Consider the following 22,517-nt stretch of genomic DNA (forward strand, 5'->3'; position numbering starts at 1 on the left):
CCCTCGGCCTCCGCATGCCCCTGGCGGCGGGCTTCGGGGCGACGCTGCGGGCGTGACCCCCCTCAGTCCAGCAGCTGCCCCCGCCTGCTCAGCAGGAACTTTTTGAAGGCGGCCACCGGAGGGGTGTCCACGTGGCCGTCCAGCCAGGCGACGCCGATCTCGCGGACGGCGCGCGGGGCGGTGACGGTCAGTTCGACGACGCCGGGGCGCGGGACCGGCGGGGGCGGCAGCAGGGCGACGCCCAGGCCCGCGGCGACCAGGCCGCGCAGCGTCTCGGCCTCCTCGCCCTCGAAGGCGACCTTCGGGGTGAAGCCGGCCTCGGCGCACAGCGCGTCGGTGATGCGGCGCAGCCCGAAGCCCGCTTCGAGGGTGACGAACAGCTCGTCGGCGGCCTCCGCGAGGCGGATGCGCTTGCGGGTGGCGAGGGGGTGGTCGTCGGGGACGACCAGGCGCAGCTTCTGCTCGTCCAGCCGGCGCGCGACCAGCTCGGGCGCGTCCGGCACCGGCGAGGTCAGACACAGGTCCAGGTCCCCCGCCCGGAGCCGGTCGAGCATGGCCTCGCCGTAGGTCTGTACGAGCTGGAAGCGGACCTTGGGGTGGTCGACGCGGAAGGTGCGCAGCAGGCCCGGTACGGTCTCGGAGCCGAGGGTGTGCAGGAAGCCGAAGGCGACCTTGCCGGCGGTGGGGTCGGCGTCGGCGCGTACGGACTCCGCGGCCCGTTCGATGTCGGTCAGGGCGCGCTCGACGGAGCCGAGGAAGGCGCGGCCCGCCGGGCTGAGGGAGAGCGTGCGGCCGTGCCGGGCGAAGAGCGCGACGCCCAGCTCCTCCTCCAGGCGGACGATGGCGCGGCTGAGGGTCGGCTGGGGCATGCCCAATTCGTATGCGGCGCGCGTCACGTGTTCGTGTCTGGCCACCGCCTCGAACTGGGCGAGGCGTGGCGCGAGGGCCAGCGCCCAGGACGAATCGGGGATGTCTTTTCTGTTGCGAAGCTGCAACAGGGGCCGCTGTGAGCTGTGGTCATGCCGCATGGCATCGATTATCGCGTTTCTATGCATTGGACGCATGAAACGTGATCGCCGTACGTTCGAGTCATGCCTCCTGCTGATACCAGGGCGTCCGCCGAAACCCGCGCGGACGCCTCTGCCCTGTCGTCCACCACCGCCGATTCCGCCGCCACCGCTGCCGACCCCGAGGCCGGCAAGCTGCGGCCCGGGGGCCCCGGCTATCGCCGGATGAGCTTCGCCCTCTTCGCGTCCGGCATCTCCACCTTCGCCCTCCTGTACTCCACGCAGGCGCTGCTGCCCGCGATCTCCGACGACCTCGGGGTGACGCCGGACCAGGCGAGCTGGACCGTGTCGGCGGCGACCTTCGGGCTCGCGCTCGCGGTGCTGCCGCTGAGCGCCTGTTCCGAGCGGTTCGGCCGCCGCACGATGATGACGGTCTCGCTGAGCGTCGCCGCCGTGATCGCGATGCTCGTGCCGTTCGCCCCCTCCCTCGGAACGCTGATCGCGCTGCGCGCGCTCCAGGGCGTGGCCCTGGCCGGCGTCCCGGCCTCGGCGATGGCCTTTCTGGCGGAAGAGGTACGGGCCAAGGCGCTGGTCGCCGCGGTGGGTCTGTTCGTCGCGGGCAACAGCATCGGTGGCATGTCGGGCCGGATCGTGACCGGCTGGGTCGCGCAGGCGTGGGGCTGGCGGGCCGGGCTCGCCGCGGTCGGCGCGATGGCCGTGCTGTGCGCGGTGGCGTTCCGGGTGCTGGTGCCGAAGGCACGGCACTTCACCCCGAAGGCGGTCGGCCCCAAGGCACTCGCCAAGACGATCGGCGGCCACCTCTCCGACCCGCTCCTGTGCCGTCTGTACGCCATCGGCGCGCTCTTCATGACGGTCTTCGGCGCGGTGTACACGGTGATCGGGTACCGCCTCGTCGGTGAGCCGTTCTCGCTGCCGCAGGGCATCGCGGGCTCGGTCTTCCTGGTGTACCTCGTCGGCACGGTCTCCTCGGCCGCGGCCGGGCGTCTGGTCGGCCGGCTGGGCCGGCGCGGCGCGCTGTACCTGGCCGTGGGCACCACGGCGGCGGGCCTGCTCCTCTCCCTCGCCGACATGCTGATCCTCGTCGTCCTCGGCTTGGTCCTGATCACCGCCGGCTTCTTCGCGGGCCACGCGGTGGCGTCCTCGGCGGTCAGCCGCACGGCGAAGACGGCCCGCGCGCAGGCGTCGGCGCTGTACCAGAGCGCGTACTACCTCGGCTCCAGCGTGGGCGGCGCGCTCGGCGCGGCCGCCTTCCACGCCGGCGGCTGGCCCGCCACGGTCGCCCTCGGCCTCCTGGCCATGGTCGCGGCGGCGTCGGTCACCCTGTACGCCACGCGCAAGGCGGTCGTGGAACAGCGCGTACTGCGCCTGCAGAAGGCCGCGTAACGGCCCTCCCAAAAGCCCGAAGGGGCCGCCCCGCCACCTGTCCTGGCGGGACGGCCCCTTCGTCTTCGTGCGACTGCCCGGAGCGTCACTTCTTCAGCGGGTCGTGGCCCCAGTTCATGAGGGAGTGGCGCCAGGTGGAGTCCTTGACGTCGCCCTTGGGGCGCTGGGCCAGGTGGCGGTGGACGTAGCCGGTGACCTTGCGCATGTGGGCGTAGTCCCCGTCGGAGAGGTCGTCGCGTGTGCTCTTGAGGATGCCGACGATCTTGCGGCCGGACTCGTGGCCCACCGATTCGCCGCCGCCCTTGTGCTGGCCCGCGTCCTTGGACTCGTCCGTCTGCAGCCACTTGTCCAGCTCGGACGGGGTCATGTTCACCGCGTCCTTGAAGCCGCGCCAGGTGTCGTCGTGGTCGTCGCCCTTCGCCACCGGCCTCACTTGCCCTTCTTCTTCAGGGCGCCCGGTTTGTGTACCGCGCTGCGGCCGGACTTCTCGCTGCGGACCTTGTACTGGGGGTCGTCCGGCGAGGCGTCGACGGTGCGGCCCGCCTCCTCCGTCCGCTTGGTGATCTTCTTCTCGACCTCGCCGACGGCCTCGCTGCCGTGGCTCTTCCAGGTGACCTTGTCCCCCTTGCCGAGGTCGTCCTGGCTCTTGCTCCGGCTGGTCCGGTTCTTCTGGTTCTTGTTGGCCATGCGGCCAGGAGAACACCGGAGGGCGGGCGGTGCGCGGCGGGCGCGTCCGCTCGGAGCAGGCCCGCTACCGCCCGCCCCGCGTCGCTACGCGATGCGGTCCAGCACGATCGGGTCCAGGGTGAAGGCCGTGCCGGGCGGGGCGATCAGTACGCCGCCGTCCAGGGCTTCCAGGGCGGCCGGGAGCTTTTCCGGGGTGTCGGTGTGGAGGGTGAGGAGGGGCTGGCCCGCCTGGATCCGGTCGCCGGGCTTGGCGTGGAGTTCGATGCCGGCGGCGGGCTGTACCGGGTCCTCCTTGCGGGCGCGGCCGGCGCCGAGGCGCCAGGCGGACAGGCCGATGGCGTAGGCGTCGAGGGTGGTGAGGATGCCGGAGGAGGACGCGTTGACGGTGTGCTGTTCGCGGGCCACGGGGAGCGGCGCGTCGGGGTCGCCGCCCTGGGCCTGGATCATGCGGCGCCAGTGGTCCATCGCGGAGCCGTCGGCGAGGGCCTTGGCCGGGTCGGCGTCGCGCAGCCCCGCCGCGTCCAGCATCTCGCGGGCGAGGGCGAGGGTGAGTTCGACGACGTCCGCCGGGCCGCCGCCCGCGAGGACCTCGACGGATTCGCGGACTTCGAGGGCGTTGCCCGCGGTCAGGCCGAGGGGGGTGGCCATGTTGGTGAGCAGGGCGGTGGTGCGTACGCCGTGGTCGGTGCCCAGTTCGACCATCGTGGCGGCCAGTTCACGGGCGTCGTCGAGGTTCTTCATGAAGGCGCCGGAGCCGACCTTGACGTCGAGGACGAGGGAGCCGGTGCCTTCGGCGATCTTTTTGGACATGATGGAGGAGGCGATCAACGGGATCGACTCGACCGTGCCCGTGACGTCGCGGAGCGCGTAGAGCTTCTTGTCGGCGGGGGCGAGGCCGGCGCCCGCGGCGCAGACGACCGCCCCGACGGAGCCCAGGACGTCCAGCATCTCGGCGTTGGTGAGGTCGGCGCGCCAGCCGGGGACGGCTTCGAGCTTGTCCAGGGTGCCGCCGGTGTGGCCGAGGCCGCGGCCGGAGAGCTGGGGGACGGCGGCGCCGCAGGCGGCGACCAGGGGGGCCAGCGGGAGGGTGATCTTGTCGCCGACGCCGCCGGTGGAGTGCTTGTCGGCGGTGGGGCGGGTGAGCGAGGAGAAGTCCATCCGCTCACCGGAGTTGATCATCGCGGCGGTCCAGCGGGCGATCTCCTTGCGGTTCATGCCGTTGAGGAGGATCGCCATGGCGAGGGACGACATCTGCTCGTCGGCGACCTCGCCGCGGGTGTACGCGTCGATGATCCAGTCGATCTGGTCGCCGGTCAGCTCGGCACGGTCGCGCTTGGCGCGGATGACGGAGATGGCGTCCATCGGCACTCCTTGTGGTTCAGCGGGACAAATGTTCCGGGCCGAAGGCGTCCGGGAGGAGGTCGCTCAGGGGGCGGATGCCGGATTCCGTGTCGATCAGGAGGTCCGGGCCGCCGTGTTCGTACAGGAGCTGGCGGCAGCGGCCGCAGGGGATCAGGACCTTGCCGTACCGGTCGACGCACGCGAACGCGGTCAGCCGGCCGCCGCCGGTCGCGAACAGCTCGGAGACGAGGCCGCATTCGGCGCACAGGCCGAGTCCGTAGGAGGCGTTCTCCACGTTGCAGCCGGTGACGGTGCGGCCGTCGGCCACGAGGGCCGCCGCACCGACGGGATAGCCGGAGTAGGGCGCGTAGGCCCGGGACATCGCGTCCCGGGCCCGCTCGCGCAGCTTCTCCCAGTCGGGAGCTTCGGTCACGTGCGCGAGCCCCCTCGCCGTACGTCGGTCACTTGCCCTGGCCCCTTCGGTACGCCTTGCCGATGGCTTTCGGTGCCCGCAGCCGCTGGGCGGCCAGCGACAGGACCAGCAGCGTAGCGATGTACGGCGCCACGGAGACGATTTCCAGCGGGACCGTGTCGGTCGTGGCGTACCAGAGGCCGAGCAGGGCGGCGACGGCGATGCTGGCGATGCCCTGGACGCGGTGGCCGCCGCGCAGCTTCCAGACCGCGAGGCCGAGCAGCAGCACCGCGAGCAGGAGGAGCAGCGCGTGCACGGTCTCGCCGCCGCCGCGCAGCTGGAAGGCGTCCATGAAGCCGAAGAGGCCCGCGCCCATGGCGACGCCGCCGGGCCGCCAGTTGCCGAAGATCATGGTGGCGAGGCCGATGTAGCCGCGGCCGCCGGTCTGGCCGTCCTGGTAGATGTGCACGTAGATGGCGAGGAACGCGCCGCCGAGGCCGGCCAGCGCGCCGGAGACGACCACCGCCGCGTACTTGTACGTGTAGACGTTGACGCCCAGCGACTCGGCGGCGACCGGGCTCTCGCCGCAGGACCGCAGCCGCAGTCCGAAGGACGAGCGCCACAGGACGAAGAAGCTGAGCGCGAAGACGGCCGCGGCCAGCACGGCGAGCCAGGAGACGTTCGTGACCAGCGAGCCGAGGATGCCGGCCAGGTCGGAGACGAGGAACCAGTGGTGCTTCTCGATGGAGAGCAGCCAGTCGGAGAGGCCGGGGACGGTGAAGGTCGGCATGTCGTCCATCGGCGGGGACTGCTTGTCGTTGCCGCCCGCCTGGGCCGCCGCGCTGCCCTCCGCGCCGAACCACAGCTTGGCCAGGAACTGGGTGAGGCCGAGCGCCATGATGTTGACGGCGACGCCGGAGATGATGTGGTCGACGCCGAAGGTGACGGTGGCGATGGCGTGGATCAGGCCGCCGAGCGCGCCGCCGAGGACGCCGGCCAGCGCCGCCGCCCAGGGCCCGTACTCCCAGCCGACGAGGCCGGCGGAGAACGCGCCGAGCATCATCATGCCTTCGAGGCCGATGTTGATGACGCCGGAGCGCTCGGCCCACAGGCCGCCGAGGCCGGCGAGGCCGATCGGTACGGCGGCGTTGAGGGCCGCGGTGTACTGGCCGGAGCCGGTGAGGTCCGTCGCGCCGGTGACGACGCGGAGCAGGGAGAGCAGGACGAGGGCGCCCGCGATGATCAGCAGGACCTTGGGGTAGGTCAGCTTCGTGCGGCCGGCGGCCGGCTTGCCGCTCGGGCCTTTCGCGACCGGGGCCGTGAGGTTCTGGCTCACGCGGACACCTCCGCCTTGTCGGTCTTGCGGGCCTGCGCGGCGAGTTCCTCGCCGACCTTGCGCTGCTGGATCCGCAGGCCGTAGCGGCGTACGACTTCGTAGGCGATGACCACGCACAGCACGATGACGCCCTGCATCACGCCGACGATCTCCTGCTCGTAGTCCTCGAACTCCAGCTGGGTGCCGGTGCGTTCCAGGAAGCCCCACAGCAGCGCGCCGGCGGCCATGCCGAGGGGGTGGTTGCGGCCGAGCAGCGCGATGGCGATGCCGGTGAAGCCGATGCCGACGGGGAAGTCGGTGCCGTAGTTGTACGAGACGCCGAGCAGCGTCGGCATGCCGATCAGGCCCGCGGCGGCGCCGGAGAGCAGCATGGACGTGATGACCATGCGCTTGACGCTGACGCCGCCGGCCTGCGCCGCGGATTCGGACCGGCCGACCGTGCGGAGGTCGAACCCGAAGCGGGTGCGGCCGAGCACGAACCAGTACGCGAGGCCGACGACGGCCGCGACGACGAGGAAGCCGTCGAGCGGGTCCGGCTGGGTGGGGATCGTGAAGAAGTGGCTGGAGGCCGGGATGTTCGGGGTGTGGAAGAGGTTGCCGTCCTTGACCGCGAGCCGGCCTTCCTGGAGGAAGTAGCCGATCACGGCGGCGGCGATGGAGTTCAGCATGATGGTCGTGATGACCTCGCTGACCCCGCGGGTGGTCTTCAGTACGCCCGCGATGCCCGCCCAGACCGAGCCGACCAGCATCGCCACGATGATGATCAGCGGGATCTGGAGGAAGCCGGGGAGGGTGAGCGCGCCGCCGACGACCGCGGCGAAGAAGGCCGCGATGCGGTACTGGCCGTCCACTCCGATGTTGAAGAGGTTCATCCGGAAGCCGATGGCCACGGCCAGCGCGGAGAGGTAGTACGGCACCGCCTTGTTGATGATCCAGACCTGGCTGTCGCTCTTGGAGCCGAAGTCCACCATCACGGCGTAGGCGTGCAGCGGGTCCTTGCCGGTGGCCAGGATGATCACCGAGGTGATGACGAGGGCGGCGACGATGGCGAGGACCGGGGCCGCGATGCCCAGGGTGAGCTTCGTACGGTCGATCTTCTTCACTCCCGGTCGCCCCCTTCCGCGTCCTCGGTGTGCGCGACGTGCTCGTCCTCGGTGTGCTCGAGGTGGCCGCTGGCGGCGCCGGTCATGGCCGAGCCCAACTCCTCGGGGGTGATGGTGGCGGGGTCCGCGTCGGCGACCAGCCGGCCGCGGTACATCACCCGCAGGGTGTCGGACAGGCCGATCAGCTCGTCCAGGTCCGCGGAGATCAGCAGTACGGCCAGGCCCTCGCGGCGGGCCTCGCGGATCTGGTCCCAGATCTGCGCCTGCGCGCCGACGTCCACGCCGCGCGTGGGGTGCGCCGCGATCAGCAGCTTGGGGCGGTGGCTCATCTCGCGGCCGACGATCAGCTTCTGCTGGTTGCCGCCGGAGAGCGAGGCCGCGGTGACCTCGATGCCGGGGGTGCGGACGTCGTACTCGGCGACGATCCGCTCGGTGTCGGCACGGGCCGCCTTCAGGTCCAGCAGCCGGCCCTTGGAGTTGGGCTTCTCGGTGACATGGCCGAGGATGCGGTTCTCCCAGAGCGGGGCCTCCAGCAGCAGGCCGTGCCGGTGCCGGTCCTCGGGGACGTAACCGATGCCGTCCTCGCGCCGCTTGCGGGTGGGCGCGTGGCTGATGTCGGTGCCGTCCAGGGTGATGGTGCCGCCGTCCGGGTCGCGCATGCCCATGATGGCCTCGACCAGCTCGGCCTGGCCGTTGCCCTCCACACCGGCGATGCCCAGGACCTCGCCCTTGTGGATGGTGAAGCCGATGCCGTCCAGGACGGCGCGCACGACGCCGTCGGGGTCGGTGGCGCTCAGGTGCAGCCCGTCGACCGTCAGCATCGGGGTGTCGGTGACCGTGGACTCGCGGGTCTCCGGGGAGGGCAGTTCGCTGCCGACCATCAGCTCGGCCAGCTGCTTGGGGGTGGTGTCGGCCGGCGCCACGGAGGCGACGGTCGTGCCGCGCCGGATGACGGTGATGTCGTCGGCGACGGAGAGCACTTCGCCCAGCTTGTGCGAGATGAAGATGACCGTGAGGCCCTCGGCCTTGAGCTCGCGCAGATTGTCGAAGAGCGCGTCGACCTCCTGCGGGACCAGTACCGCCGTCGGCTCGTCGAGGATGAGCGTACGGGCGCCGCGGTAGAGGACCTTGAGGATCTCCACGCGCTGCCGGTCGGCGACGCCCAGGTCCTCGACCAGGACGTCGGGGCGTACGTTCAGGCCGTACCGGTCGGAGACCGCCAGGACGGCCGCGCGGGCCGCCGCGCCGATGCCGTGCAGCTTCTCGGCGCCCAGGACGATGTTCTCCAGGACGGTGAGGTTGTCGGCGAGCATGAAGTGCTGGTGCACCATGCCGATGCCGCGGGCGATGGCGTCGGCGGGGCTCGCGAAGCTCACCTGCTCGCCGTCGATCGCGATGGTGCCCTCGTCCGGCTTCTGCATGCCGTAGAGGATCTTCATCAGGGTGGACTTGCCCGCGCCGTTCTCCCCGACCAGGGCGTGCACGGTGCCGCGCCGGACGGTGATGCCGATGTCGTGGTTGGCGACGACGCCGGGGAACCGCTTGGTGATGCCGCGGAGTTCGACGGCAGGGGCCGCGGCGGGGGCGCGCTCTGCCGTGGTGCTGCTGGACGCTGTGATGGCGCACTCTCCTCGGAGAGAAGGAGCGAGGGCGGGGCGGAGCGGGGCCCCGCCCTCGGACACAGGCTCGTGGAGCTCTTACTTGGCGGGGTTCTCGGCGACCTTGACCTTGCCGTCGACGATCCGCTTCTTCGCCGCGTCCAGCTCGTCCTTGAGTTCGTCGATGTGGCCGCCGGAGGTGGCCAGGCTGACGCCGTCCTGCTTCAGCGTGAGGTGGACGGTGCCGGTCAGCGGCTTGCCGTCCTTGACGCTCTTGATCACGTCGTAGACGGCGACGTCGACGTTCTTCACGACGGAGGTCAGGATCTGGTCCTTGTACTCGGCCAGGCCCGGCTGCGCGTACTGGTCGGAGTCCACGCCGATCGCCCAGGCGCCCTTCTTGCCGGCGACCATCTCGATCGCGCCGGCGCCGGACTGGCCCGCCGCGGTGTAGATGACGTCCTTGCCGTCGTCGAGCATGCCCTTGGCCTTGCCCTTGGCGGCCGCCGGGTCGTTGAAGCCCTTGTCGTCGTTGGCGTAGAGGTACTGGGAGGTGACCTTGACCTTCGGGTCGGTGTCCTTGACGCCCTGCTCGAAGCCGGCCTGGAACTTCTGGATCAGCGCGTTGTTCACGCCGCCGATGAAGCCGACCTTCTTGGTCTCGGTCTTCAGGGCCGCGGCGACGCCGGCGAGGTAGGAGCCCTCGTTCTCGGCGAAGTTGATGCCGTAGACGTTCTTGGCGGTGGACTTCGAGTCCACCACCGCGAAGGTGGTCTTGGGGAACTTCTTGGCAACCTTGTTGATGGAGTTGCCGTAGTTGAAGCCGACGCCGATGACGGGGTTGAAGCCGGCCTCGGCGAGGGAGGTGAGCCGCTGCTCGCGGTCGGCCTCCGTCTCGCCGTTCTTGGCGGTCATGAGCTTGGACTTCACGCCCAGCTCCTGCTCGGCCTTGTCGGTGCCGCGAGCGGCCGCCTCGTTGAACGAGTGGTCGTCCCGGCCGCCGACGTCGAAGGCGAGGCCGACGCCCTTGTTCTTGCCTGCGGCCTCCGTGGAGGATTCACCGCAGGCGGTGAGCGAGAGAGCGAGAGCCGCGGAGGCTATGCCCGCGGCAGCGATCTTGGTTACCCGGCGCACGAGGGGTCCCCTTCGGCTCGTAGCGCCTCCTACGGCGCTGATTCCGCCGCATCGTAACGCGCGTAGATGCCAGATAAAGGGGTGTCTGGAAGCCGTTATCGGATCGTCGCGAAGCGCGGCCGACGGCTGTGTTTACAGCGCGTTGCGGTCGAGCAACGCGGCGGCCGTGAACAGCTCGACGCCCACCCGGATCGCCTCTTCATCGACGTCGAAGTCGCCCTGGTGCAGGTCGCGTCCGACGGGATCGCCGACCGGCTTCACACCCAGCCGCGCCATCGCGCCCGGCACCTTCTCCAGGTACCAGGAGAAGTCCTCGCCGCCGAGTGACTGCTCGGTGTCCTCCACCGACTCGGGGCCGCGCCGGGCCGCCATGGCGTTCTGCAGCAGCGAGGTGGTCATCGGCTCGTTGACCACCGGCGGGACCCCGCGCACGTAGGTGATCTGGGACTTGGCGCGGTGCAGCGTGGCGATCTCGTCGATCGCGGCGTAGACCAGGTCCGGCGCCTGCCGCCAGGCGTCCAGGTCCAGGCAGCGGACGGTGCCGGACAGTTCGGCGCGCTGCGGGATGACGTTGCACGCGTGGCCGGTCTCCAGGCGGCCCCAGGTCACGGCGAGCCCGGCGCGGGCGTCGACGCGGCGCGCGATCAGCGAGGGCACGTCGACGGCGACCCGCGCGGCGGCGGTGACCAGATCGGTGGTCAGGTGCGGGCGGGCGGTGTGGCCGCCGGGGCCCTCCAGCGCGACCTCCAGCCGGTCGCAGGCGGAGGTGATCGGGCCGGTCCGCAGCCCGATCCGGCCCACCTCGACCTTCGGGTCGCAGTGCACCGCGAGGATGCGGCCGACGCCCTCCAGGACGCCGCAGTCGATCGCGTCGGTGGCGCCGCCGGGCAGCACCTCTTCGGCGGGCTGGAACAGCAGCCGCACCGGGCCGGGCAGCAGGCCCTGGGCCGCGAGGTCGGCGAGCACCAGCCCGGCGCCGAGCACGACGGTGGTGTGCACGTCGTGGCCGCAGGCGTGGGCGCGGTCGGGCACCGTGGAGCGGTAGTCGACGGTCTTGGTGTCCGGGATGGGCAGCGCGTCGATGTCGGCCCGCAGCGCAAGCATGGGGCGCCCGGCGGCCGGTGTCGTACCGGGGTCCCTGCCGATGTCGCAGATCAGCCCCGTACCGGTGGCCAGCACCCGCGGGGCGAGGCCGGCCTTCTCCAGCCGCGCCCTGAGCGCCGCGGTGGTCCGGAACTCCTGGTTCCCCAGCTCTGGGTGCATGTGCAAGTCCCGCCGGAAGGCGATGAGTTCGGCGCGCAACTCCTCGGTGAGCGCTCCGGGCAGGGAACCGTGTACAGGGCTGGCATCGGCTTCGGGTCCGCGGGACATCAGTTGGTTCACCCGCTGAAGGTTACGGGGCCGAGCGGGGCAACTGTCCGTCGATCAACAAAAGTTCAGCCCGTTAGGGGAAGACAATCTAGGCCGCCCGGCGCATGGACAGGTCATCGAGGGGGTATGACCAAGGGTTTCACGCAGCGGCGAATCCCAAACCCCGCGATCGTCCGCGAGCCCCGTCCGCAGACCTTCAAAAACTCCCGGCATAGGTGAGTCGCTGCACGTCACGGGCGGTGCCGGTGACGCCGGAGAGGAATCCCTGCGCGCGCGGGGACGCCTTGGTGGTGAGCCAGGCCGGGTCAACGTCGCACACCGCGACCTTCACTCCCGTGCCGACGAGTGCGAGCGGCAGGGTGTGCACCACGGTGGACGGGAAGCTGAGGATCGTGCGGCCGACCGGGCCGCGCCGGGCGATCAGTTCGAGCGGCAGATCGGGCCGGACGATCTCCAGACCGGTGACGGCCTCCAGCGCGTGCAGCTTCTCGGCGCTCTCCCTGCGGTGCGCGAAGTAGCGGGTGGCGCCGTGCGTACGGGCCAGGGCGCGGACGGCCGTGAGGTAGTGGTCCGGGTCGACGACGCCGGTCTCCACGAGGGAGGTGCCGACGATGTCGGTGCCGCGGGTGAGTCTGGGCGGGCCGAAGCGGGCCCGGGTCCAGGAGAAGTCGTTGGCGGTGACCGTCACGCCCGGCGGGGGCTCGACGGGCATCGAGGAGAAAACTCCGACGGTACGGCGGTCGCTGTCGGGTACGGGGGTCAGCCGCCGGCGTGCGGTGGCGGAGAACGGCGCGAAAACGAGGTCGCGCGCGCCCCGGCTGCCGCCGCTGCGGTGCCAGCGCACCAGCCGCTCGCCGCGCGCCAGCTGGGAGATGAACTCCATGGTCGCGGTGCCGTCGTCGACCACGACGAGGTCCCGGGCCCGGGCCAGCGTCAGCAGCAGCTGGACGTAGCGCGAGAACGGGTCGCCGATGACGATGCGGCGGGCGCGGCGCAGCAGCGGGGTCAGGCCCCCGATGGTCCGCAGGGGGGCGGCCGCGCCGCCGCGCGCCTCCTCCCAGCGGACCGTACAGCCCTCTTCCCGGGCCAGCTCCGCCATCCGGCGCAGCTGGCCGCGGGTCATCGGGTCGTGCGGGGAGAGCACGACGACCGTGAGCGCACCGGCCTCCATGGCCTGCGCAGTCTTCTCTGTCCGCTGGAGGTATGCCCATTCCAGGACGTTGAGCAGCTGCACCGGGCTCTCGACGAAGGCGAGGGTGGTGCCGGCGGCGTCCGAGTTCCGCCGGAACACCCTGCCGGTGCGGCGGGCCGGCCTGCGGGAGTCAGGGCGGCCCGCCGCCTCCTGGGCCGGGTCCCCACACCCGGCCTCGGGGACAGGGCGCCGGGCCCCGTCTGCTGCGCTCACGGTGTCGTCGCGCTTTCTGCTCAGACCGAGACCGGCTCGCGGTCGGCCTCGGTGGCCTCGGCCTCGGCGACGACGCCCGCGACGCGGCGGAGCTTCTTCATCGGGCCGAGCTCGCTCTCGTACACCTTCTTGACGCCGTCACCGAGGGACTCCTCGATGGTGCGGATGTCGCGGACCAGGCGCTGCAGACCGCCCGGCTCGACGGAGGCCGCCTGGTCCGAGCCCCACATGGCGCGGTCGAGGGTGATGTGACGCTCGACGAAGGTGGCGCCCAGCGCGACCGCGGCGAGGGTGGTCTGCAGGCCGGTCTCGTGGCCGGAGTAGCCGATCGGGACGTTCGGGTACTCGTCCTGCAGGGTGTTGATCATCCGCAGGTTCAGCTCCTCGGCCTTGGCCGGGTAGGTGCTGGTGGCGTGGCAGAGCAGGATGTTGTCGCTGCCCAGGACCTCGACCGCGTGGCGGATCTGCTTCGGGGTGGACATGCCGGTGGAGAGGATGACCGTACGGCCGGTGGCGCGCATGGCCTTCAGCAGCTCGTCGTCGGTCAGCGAGGCGGAGGCGACCTTGTACGCCGGGACCTCGAACTTCTCCAGGAAGTCGACCGACTCGACGTCCCACGGGGAGGCGAACCAGTGGATGTTGCGCTTCTTGCAGTAGTCCGCGATGGCGCGGTAGCCGTCCTCGTCGAACTCCACGCGGTGGCGGTAGTCGATGTAGGTCATCCGGCCCCAGGGGGTGTCGCGCTCGATCTCCCACTGGTCGCGCGGGGTGCAGACCTCGGGGGTGCGCTTCTGGAACTTCACGGCGTCGCAGCCGGCGTCCGCGGCGGCGTCGATCAGCGCGAACGCGTTCTCCAGGTCGCCGTTGTGGTTGATGCCGATTTCACCGGTGACGTAGACGGGGTGGCCGGGGCCGACGAGGCGGTCACCGATGGTGCGAACGCGGTTGTTGCTGGTCATCTTGGGGAGTTCCTTCTTCACTAGGGGTTCTCTGGGCTACGGGTGGTGGGTGCGGCTCAGAGAGACGGGCCGAGGATCCACGAGGCGATCTCGCGGATCGCGCCGTTTCCTCCGGGAGTCGAGGTGACGGCGCGTGCAGCGCCACGCACGACGTCGTGTGCACTGGAGACCGCCACGGGCCAGCCGACGAGGCCGAAGCACGGGAGGTCGTTGACGTCGTTGCCGACGTAGAGCACGCGCTCCGGCGCGATGCCCTGGTCCTCGCACCACTGCTTGAGCGCGAGGTCCTTGCGGTCGATGCCGTGCAGGACCGGGATCTTGAGCTTCCTGGCCCGGGCGGCGACGACCGGGTTCTGTTCCGTGGACAGGATGAGCATCTTCAGCTCCGCCTTGCGCAGAGCGGCGATGCCCAGGCCGTCGCCGCGGTGCACGGCGACGATCTCCCGTCCGTCGGAGTCGATCAGCACCCTGTCGTCGGTCTGGGTGCCGTCGAAGTCGATGACGACCGCGTCGATGTCGTCGCGGGTCGGCAGGGCGCCCGGCCGCGGGCCGTCCAGCAGGGGCGCGAGGGCGCGGGCGCGGGCCAGGTCGTGCGGATCGTCGACCTCCAGCACGCGGGCCGGGTCGGTGCGCACGAGTTCGGTACGGCCGAAGAAGCGGTGGCCCGCGGTGCGGAAGCCGGCCGCGTCCATGGCGTACGCGGCGCCGGTCTCCAGGAGGTCCTGGGGACGGTCCTGGCGGCGCGGCCGGAAGGACTTGTCGTGGTTGACGCCGTAGCCGCCCACCTCGGTCCCGATGGTGGTCACGGTCGCCTCGCCGCCCTCCGCGCTCCGCGCGTCGGTGGTCCTGGCCGCGGCGCCCGCGTCGTCCGCCGCGTCCCGCCACACGAAGCCGTGGAAGGGGGCGACGGTCAGCGCGGAGTCGGCGCCCTGCTCGACGACCGCGGACGCGACGCCGTCGATGTCCTCGCGGGCGATGAAGGGGCTGGTGCACTGGACGAGGAGGACCGCGTCGACGGCGGTGCCGTGCTCGGTCTCGTACGCGTCCATGGCGTGCAGGACGGCGGCCTCGCTGGTGGCCGTGTCGCCCGCGATGGCGCCGGGGCGGCGGACGATCACGGCGCCCGCGCCGCGCGCCGTCGCGGCGATCGCGTCGTCGTCGGTGGAGACCACGACGTCGGTGATCAGGCGGGATGCCAGGCACTCGCGCACGGCGCGGGCCACCAGCGGCACGCCGCCGACGGCGGCCAGGTTCTTGGCGGGCACACCCTTCGATCCGCCTCTGGCGGGGATGACGGCCACCACGGTGGGCCGGTCGGTCTGCGGCATCTCAGGCTCCTTCCGGAGACCGGTAGAGGGGGAGTTCACAGCTGTCCCCAGCGGCGGATGGCGGGGGCGACGCGCTGGACGCCGTGCCGGTAGGCGCCGCGGGCCGCCTCGCGGACGGTGTCGCGGGCCACCCGGCGCAGTCCCGTCGGCTCCGCGGCCTCTGCCGTGTAGCCGGGCAGCGGCTCGCCCGTCGCGTCCAGGCCGTGCCGGGCGAGGATCCCGGGCAGATAGCCGGGGGCCGTACGGGGCGTGTAGTACGGGGCGAGCGGCGGCAGCGCGTCCGCGTCGAGCAGCTCGGTGACGCGGGCGCCGGCCGCGTCGAAGGCGTTCTCGTACGTGCCGTCGGCGCAGACGCCCTGGCCGGCCAGCCACTCCGGGTCCGGCTCGGGCAGGTACCCGGCGTCCAGCTCGTCCCACGAGGCCAGGCAGCCGGAGCCGAGGAAGTGGTGGTTGCCCAGCGCCTCGCGGATGCCGAGGTCGGTGAGGACGGCGGTGGGGACGCCGCGGTGCAGGGACTCCAGCGCGGCGGTCGAGGAGACCGTGACCATCAGGTCGGTGCGGTCCAGGACCTCGCCCATGTTCCCGTACACCAGGCGGCAGTTGGCGGGGAGTCCGCCGGGGATCCGCGCCGCGAGCTTCTGGTACGGCAGTTCCTCGATGTGCGTGGTGTGCTCGCCCGGCTTGCTGCGGAGCTTGATCAGCACCTCGCGGCCGGGGTGCCGGCGGGCGTGCTCGGCGGCGCGGCGCAGCAGGTAGGCGCGGTCGTTGCGGTTGTCCGGCACGGAGGGCTGGACGGCGAAGACGACGGTGCGCACCTCGCCGGTGCCGTCGGTGCCCTTCGTACGGTCGTGGCGGGCGCCGCCCAGGAAGGGCAGCGCGCACTCCACGACGCTGCGCTCGTCCGCGTTCACTCCCCGGTAGACCGCGCGGAAGCGGTCCGCGTCGTGCCGGGAGTTGGCGAGCACCACGTCGGCGCCGTGCCGCAGCAGCAGCCCGTCGGCGAGCTTCTCGTAGACCACGCCGACGTAGCCGGTGACGACGACGGGGCGGCGGGCGCTGCCGTCCCAGGCGCGGGCCAGGCCGTGCAGCATCGCCTGCACCGCGCCGCCCACGCAGGACAGCAGGACCACGTCATAGCCGGTACGGTCGATGGACCGCACGAAGTCGACCCCGCGGATCTCGCGCAGCGAGTCCGCCCGGGCCCCGACCTCGTCGAGCTGGCGGACCGTGGGGGTGGCGCGGCCGCGGAGCAGAAAGCCGTCGAGCCGGCAGCCGGGCTGGAGACGGTGCGCCGTGAGGGCGCCCCATTTCCACCGGGTGTCCGAGTCGGCGAGCACCGCGACCCGCGGCTGAGAAGGTGTACGTGATGGCACGTCGAAGACGCTAGGAAGGCATTTCGATTCGCGGGCCAACCAGGGCGCAACAAAGGGTTAACAGCACATCGACGAACGGCGAACCGGCAGGCCGGAAAGGGTGGTTAACCATTCCGCCATTCTTCGTTCACCCAAGCGCCCCCATACGGCAAAGACGAATGCCGGAGCCGCACCTAACGTCTCCTGAGTGGTTAAGCTCTCCGTCATCGTGCCGTTCTACAACGTGCAGACATACGCGCCCGACACCCTGAGAAGTCTCGCGGCCAATGCCCGTGACGACTTCGAATTCCTTCTCGTCGACGACTGCTCGCGCGACGGGACGCCGCAGATTCTGGAGCGCGCCGAGCGCGAGCTCCCGGGCGCCCGGCTGCTGCGGCACGAGCAGAACGGCGGCCTGGCCACCGCCCGGAACACCGGGCTGGACGCGGCCCGCGGCGAATACATCACTTTCTTGGACGGCGACGACTGGCTGGCGCCCGGTTATTACCAGGAACTCCTCGCCGCGATCGAGGAACTCGGGTGCGATTTCGTCCGTACCGATCACGTGCAGTGCACCGCGCGGGCACGCTCCGTGCACCGGGTGCCGTACGGCCGCCGCAACGTCGTCCTGGACCCGCGCGAGCTGATCCTGCCCGCCGACCGCTCCACCTCGGTGGACTACGCGTTCGCCTGGGCCGGGATGTACCACCGGCGGCTGCTGGACGACGGGGTGCTGCACTTCCGTCACGGGCTGCGCACGGCCGAGGACCGGCCGTGGATCTGGCGGCTGCACCGCGAGGCGGAGTCGATGGCGGTGCTCGGGATGCTGGGCGTGTTCTACCGGCGCGGCGTGGCCTCGTCGCTGACCCAGATCGGCGACGTCCGTCAGCTGGACTTCATCCGTGCATTCGACCAGGTCATCGATGAGACGGCCAAGGACCGGGACGCCGCGGTGCTGCTGCCGAAGGCGGTCCGGACGTATTGCGCGATCATTTCTCACCACCTCGGTTCGATCGACCGTTTCGAGCCGCAGGTGGCCCGTAAATTGCGTTCGATGAGTGCCGCGGCATTGAAGCGAATGCCGCAGGACGTATTGAAGGAAGCCCTCGATTCCATGGATGTACAGCGCGCTTCCCGGCTGCGTCGGCTCCGCCGCAAGCCGGTTCCGGCGGAGGTGGCCGCCTGATGTCCGCCGCCGGATTCTTCCCGCGGTCCGCCGGGCCGCGTACGCAGATCTTCTTCGCGTCCACGCTGTACGGTGCCGCCACGCTGGCCGCCGCCCTGGACGCCGACCGCTTCGAGCCGGCCGGCCGCCGGATCCTGCTGGTCAGCAATAACGCCGCCATCCCGGAGACCACCCCGTCGGTGGACACGATGCCGGGCTTCGAGCGGCTGCGCGGCCGCTTCGACGAGGTGCGGTCCTGGAACGAGGCGATCAGCCCGTTCCACCCCGGCGGCTGGTCCCCGCGCGGTGACGACGCCCCGCTGTGGGAGCGCCATCTGCGGCTGCTGTGGGACCTCGGAGACGCGCCGGTCGAGCTGATCGTCGAGTCCATCCAGGTCAACCCGGCCCTGGCCCTCTGCCAGATCTTCCAGGGCGCGCCGGTCGAGGTCTACGCCGACGGCCTGATGAGCTACGGCCCGACCCGCTCCAAGATCGACCCGCTGGTCGGCACCCGCATCCGGCGGCTGCTCCACCTGGACCTCGTACCCGGCCTGAAGCCGCTGCTCCTCACCGAGTTCGGGGTGCCCGCCGAGACCGTGCCGACCGAGCCGTTCCTGGCCGTCCTCGCCGAGCTGGCCGACTTCGCCGAGGGGGCGGAGCCGGCCGGTACTGAGGCGGCACCGGCCGAGGGCGGCGCGCTGCTGCTGGGCCAGTACCTCTCCGCGCTCTCCATCCTCACCCCCGAGGAAGAGGAGGAGCTGCACGTCCAGATGTTGCGCGGGGCCGTGGACCTGGGCCACCGCCAGGTGGTCTTCAAGCCGCACCCGACCGCGCCCGCGCGCTGGTCGCGCATCCTGGAGGAGGAGGCGGAGCGGCTGGGCGCCGAGCTGACCGTGCTGGACACGCCGCAGCTCGCCGAGGTGCTGTACCAGCGCATCAAGCCCGCGCTGGTCGTCGGCTGCTTCTCGACCGCGCTGCTGACCGCCACCGCGTTCTACGGCCTGCCTGCCGCCCGGATCGGCACGGACCTGCTGCTGGAGCGCCTCGCGCCGTACCAGAACAGCAACCGCGTCCCGGTCACGATCGTCGACGCGCTGCTGCCCCCGCTGGCCGACGCGACCGCGGTGGCCCGCTGGACGCCGCCCACCGAGAGCGAGGTCGCGCGCGACCTCACCGGCCTGATCAAGGCCGTCGGGTACGCGATGCAGCACCAGATCTACCCCGACCTCCGCCCGGCCGCCGAGCGTTACCTCTCGGCCCACCTGGACGACTCGACCTGGCGCTACTTCAAGCGCCGCCGGCTCACCGCGCTGGCGCTGCCCGGCGGCGTCCCGGTCCAGCTGGCGTTCATCCCGCGCAATCCCACGGTGCGGAAGGTGGCCCGGCGGGCCCGTTCGGTACAGCGCCGGCTGAAGAAGCGGGCCGCGTTCGGATGACGACCGCACCGGCTCCCCCCACGCTCCCCCGCACCACGGGAGCGCCTGCGCCCGCCACTGCCGTTCCCCGGCGCGCCGCCGGCCCCACCCGGCTGCGCGCCCTGGACGGACTGCGTCTGCTCGCCGCACTGATGGTCGCCGCGTACCACTACGGCGGCCGGGACGGCGAGATCGGCGACGCCTGGGGCAGTTCGCCCGCGTACCAGTTCCCGACCGCGTCGGGCTACTTCGCGTACGGCTGCCTGGGCGTCCAGATCTTCTTCGTCATCAGCGGCTTCGTGATCTGCATGAGCGGCTGGGGACGCCCGCTGAGGTCCTTCTTCGCCTCGCGCGTCTCCCGCCTCTTCCCGGCCTACTGGGCGGCGGTCATCCTCGTCACCGTCGTCTTCGCCCTCCCCTGGGTGGCGTACGAGGCGGTCTCCCCCACCGACGCGCTGACCAACCTCACCATGCTCCAGATGCCGCTGGGCGTGGACCGCGTGCTCGGCGTGTGCTGGACGCTCTGGGCCGAGATGCGCTTCTACGCGCTCTTCGCGCTCTGCGTCGTCCTGCCGGGCGCCACCCGCAGCCGCGTCGTCCTCTTCTGCGCCGGCTGGACCCTGGCCGCGGTCATCGCCGAGGCCGCGGACAATGCATTCCTCGACATCGTCCTGATGCCCGAGTACGCGCCGTTCTTCATCGGCGGCATCGGCTTTTACCTGATCCACCGCTACGGCAGCCGGGACACCGCGGGCTGGGCGATCGTCGCCGTCAGCTGGCTGCTCGGCCAACACTACGCGGTCACCCGCCTCTGGCACCCGGCGGACATGCCCGACGCCTTCTCCTACCGCCCCTCCCTCGGCATCGTCGCCGTCATCACCCTCGGCTACCTGCTGATCGCGGCCATCGCCCTGGGCAAGCTCCGCTGGGCGAACTGGCGCTGGCTGACCGTCGCGGGCGCGCTGACCTACCCCTTCTACCTGATACACGAACACCTGGGCTGGGTCGCCGTACAACTCTTCCACCGCGACCTCGGCCTCCCCGCCGCGGCAACGTTCCCCCTGGTCCTGGCCCTGATGCTCGCCCTGGCCTGGTGCCTGTACCGCTTCGTGGAGCGCCCGCTGACGCCGCGGCTGAAGCGGGCGATCATGGGGTGACGGGCCGCACCGACGCCTCGATGCCTGCCACCACGATCCGCAGGCCGGTTTCGAAGCTGTGGTCGAAGTCGCCGAACATCTCCCGGCCCGCGAGCGCCGCGAGCGGATACCGGTCCGCCAGCCGGCGCTCGCGGTCCGCGAGGTCGTACGCCGGGTCGCGCGCCTCCGGGGTGCGTTCCTCCGGCACCCCCGGGTCGGGGAAGACCGACTGCTCCTCGATGACCAGGCCGATCGTGAAGTTGTACGCGGTCCACCAAGCGCGCGCCGCGTCCCCGAGCGCGAAGCCGGCGTCCGTCAGCTCCCGCAGGAAGTCGTCCATCGGTGCGGCGTAGCTGTCATCCGTCATCCGGGTACCGGAGAAGACCTTGCCGCCGTCCCGGTAACGCAGCAACGTGCGGCGCAGCCCGCGGCAGGACGCGGTCAGCGACTCCTGCCAGGTCGGGCCACTGCCGCCCGCCCGGCCCCCGGAGAACTCCGCCCGCATCCGCCGGAACATCTCCGTGGCCATCTCGTCGAGCAGTTCCTGCTTGTTCTTGAAGTGCCAGTACAGGGCCGGGGCCTGGACGTTCAGCTCCTTCGCGATGCGGCGCAGGGTGAGGCCGTCCAGGCCCACGTCGTTCAGCAGCCGCAGGGCGGTGTCCACCACCAGTGTCCGGTCCAGTCGCGTCGCCATGTTGACAATTTAACACCGTTAAGCGCATCCTCGGCGCCATGGGACTTAACAGCGTTAAGGACGGGGGGCCCGGCGTGGACATCGACGTGGACATGGACCTGGACGTGGAGGTACTGATCGCCGGGGCCGGGCCGACCGGGCTGGCGCTCGGGATCGATCTGGCCCGGCGCGGCGTGCGGGCGCTGGTCGTCGAGCAGCAGGAAGGGCTCTCGCCAGGGGCCCGCGGCACCGGGCTGCAGCCGCGCACTCAGGAGGTGTACGACGATCTCGGCGTGCTCCCGGCCGTGCGGGCCGCGGGCGGCCCGTACCCGCCCATGGCGACCTGGCGGGACGGCCGGCGGACGGACGTCTTCGAGATGGTCGAGCGGGTGGCGCCGACGCCGCACACGCCGTACGCGGACACGCTGATGATCCCGCAGTGGCGCAACCTGGAGCTGCTGCACGGCCGGCTGGCGGAGCTGGGCGGCGCGGTGGCGTTCGGCACCGAACTGACGGTCATCGGCCAGGACGCGGCCGGCGTCACCGCCGGGCTGACCTCGGCCGCCGACGGCAGGACCCGCACCGTGCGCGCCGCGTACCTGGTCGGCGCCGACGGCGGCCGCAGCGCCGTCCGGCGGCACCTGGGCGTCCCGATGAGCGGCCCGGGCCTGGAGCCGGGCGCCGCGCTCCTCGCCGACCTGCGCATCGACGGCCTGGACCGGGACCACTGGCACCGCTTCCCGCAGCCGGACGGCGGCTTCGTCATGCTGCTGCCGCTCGCCGGGACGGATCACTTCCAGTGCATGGCGGCGGTCTCCGCAGGCACCCCGGACACCTCACCCGAGGCCGTACGCGCGACCGTCGCGGCGCACACCCACCTGACCGCCGGGCAGCTCCGCGAGGTGCTGTGGACCTCGGTCTTCCGGCCCCGGGCAGGCATGGCCGAACGGGTTCGCGACGGCCGGATCTTCCTGGCCGGGGACGCCGCGCACATCCACTCCCCCGCCGGCGGCCAGGGCCTGAACACCAGCGTGCAGGACGCCTACAACCTCGGCTGGAAGCTCGGCCAGGTACTGCGGCACGGCGCGCCCGACGCGCTGCTGGACACGTACGGGACCGAGCGGCTGCCCGTCGCCGCCGGCATCCTGGAGACCAGCACCCGGCTGCACCGCTCGGGCTCCCTGCGGCGCGGCCGGGACCTGCATCAACTCGCGCTGCACTACCGCGAGTCGCCGCTGACCGGCGAGCACCGCGCCGGACTCGCCCCGGATGCGCTGCGGGCCGGTGACCGCGCGCCGGACGCGCCGTGCGCGACCCCCGACGGCACCCCGTTCTGTCTCTTCGACGCCTTCCGCGGCCCGCACTTCACGCTGCTCGCCTTCGGCGACACGGAGCCGCCGCGGTCCGCCGACGAGTGGTCCGGACACGTCCGCACGTACCGCATCGGCGGCCGGACCCCCGACCTGACCGATCCCGAGGGCCATGCCCAACAGGCGTACGGCACCGGCCTGTTCCTCGTGCGCCCGGACGGCTATGTGGCGGTTGCCGCCGCGGAGCCGGAGCCGGTCGCCGCGGCGCTGGCCCGCCATTTCCCGCCCGTCGGGGCGGCGCGGGCGGCCTGAGGCGCGCGGCCGGTCAGGACTGGTGGTCGGCCTGTACGTATGCCGCGGGGAGGAGGGTGCGGAGGGGGA

At 71.7% G+C, this 22,517-nt stretch carries 20 protein-coding genes; 5 read left to right on the forward strand and 15 right to left on the reverse strand.

What is annotated here, in order from left to right; all coding sequences use genetic code 11:
- Positions 1-62 precede the first annotated feature (62 nt).
- On the reverse strand, positions 63-1,028 hold the full coding sequence (locus CCS38_RS27760; RefSeq protein ID WP_037959097.1) for a LysR family transcriptional regulator: 966 nt from the start codon (positions 1,026-1,028) through the stop codon (positions 63-65).
- Positions 1,029-1,091: 63 nt separating this feature from the next.
- Between CCS38_RS27760 and CCS38_RS27765 the strand changes: the two genes are divergently transcribed.
- Entirely contained in the window at positions 1,092-2,411 is a 1,320-nt protein-coding gene (locus CCS38_RS27765) for an MFS transporter (protein ID WP_223736070.1), read from the forward strand.
- A gap of 85 nt (positions 2,412-2,496) precedes the next feature.
- Here CCS38_RS27765 and CCS38_RS27770 read toward each other — a convergent pair whose 3' ends face one another.
- The 13 genes from CCS38_RS27770 to CCS38_RS27830 all read right to left on the reverse strand — a co-directional run bounded on the left by CCS38_RS27770 (position 2,497) and on the right by CCS38_RS27830 (position 16,422).
- Positions 2,497-2,844, reverse strand: coding sequence for a DUF3140 domain-containing protein (locus CCS38_RS27770; RefSeq protein ID WP_372457156.1), 348 nt, complete (start codon positions 2,842-2,844; stop codon positions 2,497-2,499).
- Positions 2,841-3,098, reverse strand: a complete 258-nt coding sequence (locus tag CCS38_RS27775; RefSeq protein ID WP_223736071.1) for a hypervirulence associated TUDOR domain-containing protein — start codon at positions 3,096-3,098, stop codon at positions 2,841-2,843. Before CCS38_RS27775 ends, CCS38_RS27770 begins: the two co-directional genes overlap by 4 nt.
- Positions 3,099-3,182: 84 nt before the next feature.
- Positions 3,183-4,466, reverse strand: a complete 1,284-nt coding sequence (locus CCS38_RS27780; RefSeq protein WP_223736072.1) for a thymidine phosphorylase — start codon at positions 4,464-4,466, stop codon at positions 3,183-3,185.
- A 10-nt stretch (positions 4,467-4,476) separates the two neighbouring features.
- On the reverse strand, positions 4,477-4,821 hold the full coding sequence (locus CCS38_RS27785; protein WP_263302652.1) for a cytidine deaminase: 345 nt from the start codon (positions 4,819-4,821) through the stop codon (positions 4,477-4,479).
- Positions 4,822-4,900: 79 nt separating this feature from the next.
- A complete protein-coding gene (locus tag CCS38_RS27790) occupies positions 4,901-6,187 on the reverse strand; it encodes an ABC transporter permease (protein WP_223736074.1) in 1,287 nt (428 codons plus the stop codon).
- Entirely contained in the window at positions 6,184-7,290 is a 1,107-nt protein-coding gene (locus CCS38_RS27795; protein WP_223736075.1) for an ABC transporter permease, read from the reverse strand. The genes CCS38_RS27790 and CCS38_RS27795 overlap by 4 nt, the downstream gene beginning before the upstream one ends.
- Positions 7,287-8,972 (reverse strand): ABC transporter ATP-binding protein, encoded by a 1,686-nt coding sequence (locus CCS38_RS27800; protein WP_372457157.1) that lies wholly within the window; start codon positions 8,970-8,972, stop codon positions 7,287-7,289. The genes CCS38_RS27795 and CCS38_RS27800 overlap by 4 nt, the downstream gene beginning before the upstream one ends.
- Before the next feature lie 15 nt (positions 8,973-8,987).
- Positions 8,988-10,022 (reverse strand): BMP family lipoprotein, encoded by a 1,035-nt coding sequence (locus CCS38_RS27805; protein ID WP_223736076.1) that lies wholly within the window; start codon positions 10,020-10,022, stop codon positions 8,988-8,990.
- A 132-nt stretch (positions 10,023-10,154) separates the two neighbouring features.
- On the reverse strand, positions 10,155-11,393 hold the full coding sequence (locus tag CCS38_RS27810) for an amidohydrolase (protein ID WP_223736085.1): 1,239 nt from the start codon (positions 11,391-11,393) through the stop codon (positions 10,155-10,157).
- A gap of 196 nt (positions 11,394-11,589) precedes the next feature.
- Positions 11,590-12,822: a hypothetical protein gene (locus tag CCS38_RS27815; protein WP_372457159.1), complete on the reverse strand. Its 1,233-nt coding sequence runs from the start codon at positions 12,820-12,822 to the stop codon at positions 11,590-11,592.
- Positions 12,819-13,757 (reverse strand): N-acetylneuraminate synthase family protein, encoded by a 939-nt coding sequence (locus CCS38_RS27820; protein ID WP_223736077.1) that lies wholly within the window; start codon positions 13,755-13,757, stop codon positions 12,819-12,821. Before CCS38_RS27820 ends, CCS38_RS27815 begins: the two co-directional genes overlap by 4 nt.
- A gap of 56 nt (positions 13,758-13,813) precedes the next feature.
- Entirely contained in the window at positions 13,814-15,085 is a 1,272-nt protein-coding gene (locus tag CCS38_RS27825) for an acylneuraminate cytidylyltransferase (protein WP_223736078.1), read from the reverse strand.
- A gap of 35 nt (positions 15,086-15,120) precedes the next feature.
- Positions 15,121-16,422: a DUF6716 putative glycosyltransferase gene (locus CCS38_RS27830; protein ID WP_223736087.1), complete on the reverse strand. Its 1,302-nt coding sequence runs from the start codon at positions 16,420-16,422 to the stop codon at positions 15,121-15,123.
- Between the two features lie 223 nt (positions 16,423-16,645).
- On the opposite strand from CCS38_RS27830, the gene CCS38_RS27835 reads away from it, so the two are divergent.
- From CCS38_RS27835 to CCS38_RS27845, 3 genes are read left to right on the forward strand one after another with little or no spacing between them, the layout of a single operon-like run.
- Positions 16,646-17,623, forward strand: coding sequence for a glycosyltransferase family 2 protein (locus tag CCS38_RS27835; protein ID WP_223736079.1), 978 nt, complete (start codon positions 16,646-16,648; stop codon positions 17,621-17,623).
- Positions 17,623-19,038: a polysialyltransferase family glycosyltransferase gene (locus CCS38_RS27840; RefSeq protein WP_223736080.1), complete on the forward strand. Its 1,416-nt coding sequence runs from the start codon at positions 17,623-17,625 to the stop codon at positions 19,036-19,038. The genes CCS38_RS27835 and CCS38_RS27840 overlap by 1 nt, the downstream gene beginning before the upstream one ends.
- A complete protein-coding gene (locus tag CCS38_RS27845) occupies positions 19,035-20,174 on the forward strand; it encodes an acyltransferase family protein (protein WP_223736081.1) in 1,140 nt (379 codons plus the stop codon). The genes CCS38_RS27840 and CCS38_RS27845 overlap by 4 nt, the downstream gene beginning before the upstream one ends.
- On the opposite strand, the gene CCS38_RS27850 is transcribed toward CCS38_RS27845, so the two are convergent.
- Positions 20,164-20,847, reverse strand: a complete 684-nt coding sequence (locus tag CCS38_RS27850; RefSeq protein WP_223736082.1) for a TetR/AcrR family transcriptional regulator C-terminal domain-containing protein — start codon at positions 20,845-20,847, stop codon at positions 20,164-20,166. The two genes, CCS38_RS27845 and CCS38_RS27850, sit on opposite strands and share 11 nt — an antisense overlap.
- Positions 20,848-20,885: 38 nt before the next feature.
- On the opposite strand from CCS38_RS27850, the gene CCS38_RS27855 reads away from it, so the two are divergent.
- On the forward strand, positions 20,886-22,448 hold the full coding sequence (locus tag CCS38_RS27855) for an FAD-dependent monooxygenase (RefSeq protein ID WP_372457158.1): 1,563 nt from the start codon (positions 20,886-20,888) through the stop codon (positions 22,446-22,448).
- The last annotated feature ends 69 nt before the right edge of the window (positions 22,449-22,517 follow it).

Origin of the sequence: Streptomyces purpurogeneiscleroticus (assembly GCF_020024005.1) — a bacterium.
Taxonomy (GTDB): domain Bacteria; phylum Actinomycetota; class Actinomycetes; order Streptomycetales; family Streptomycetaceae; genus Streptomyces; species Streptomyces purpurogeneiscleroticus.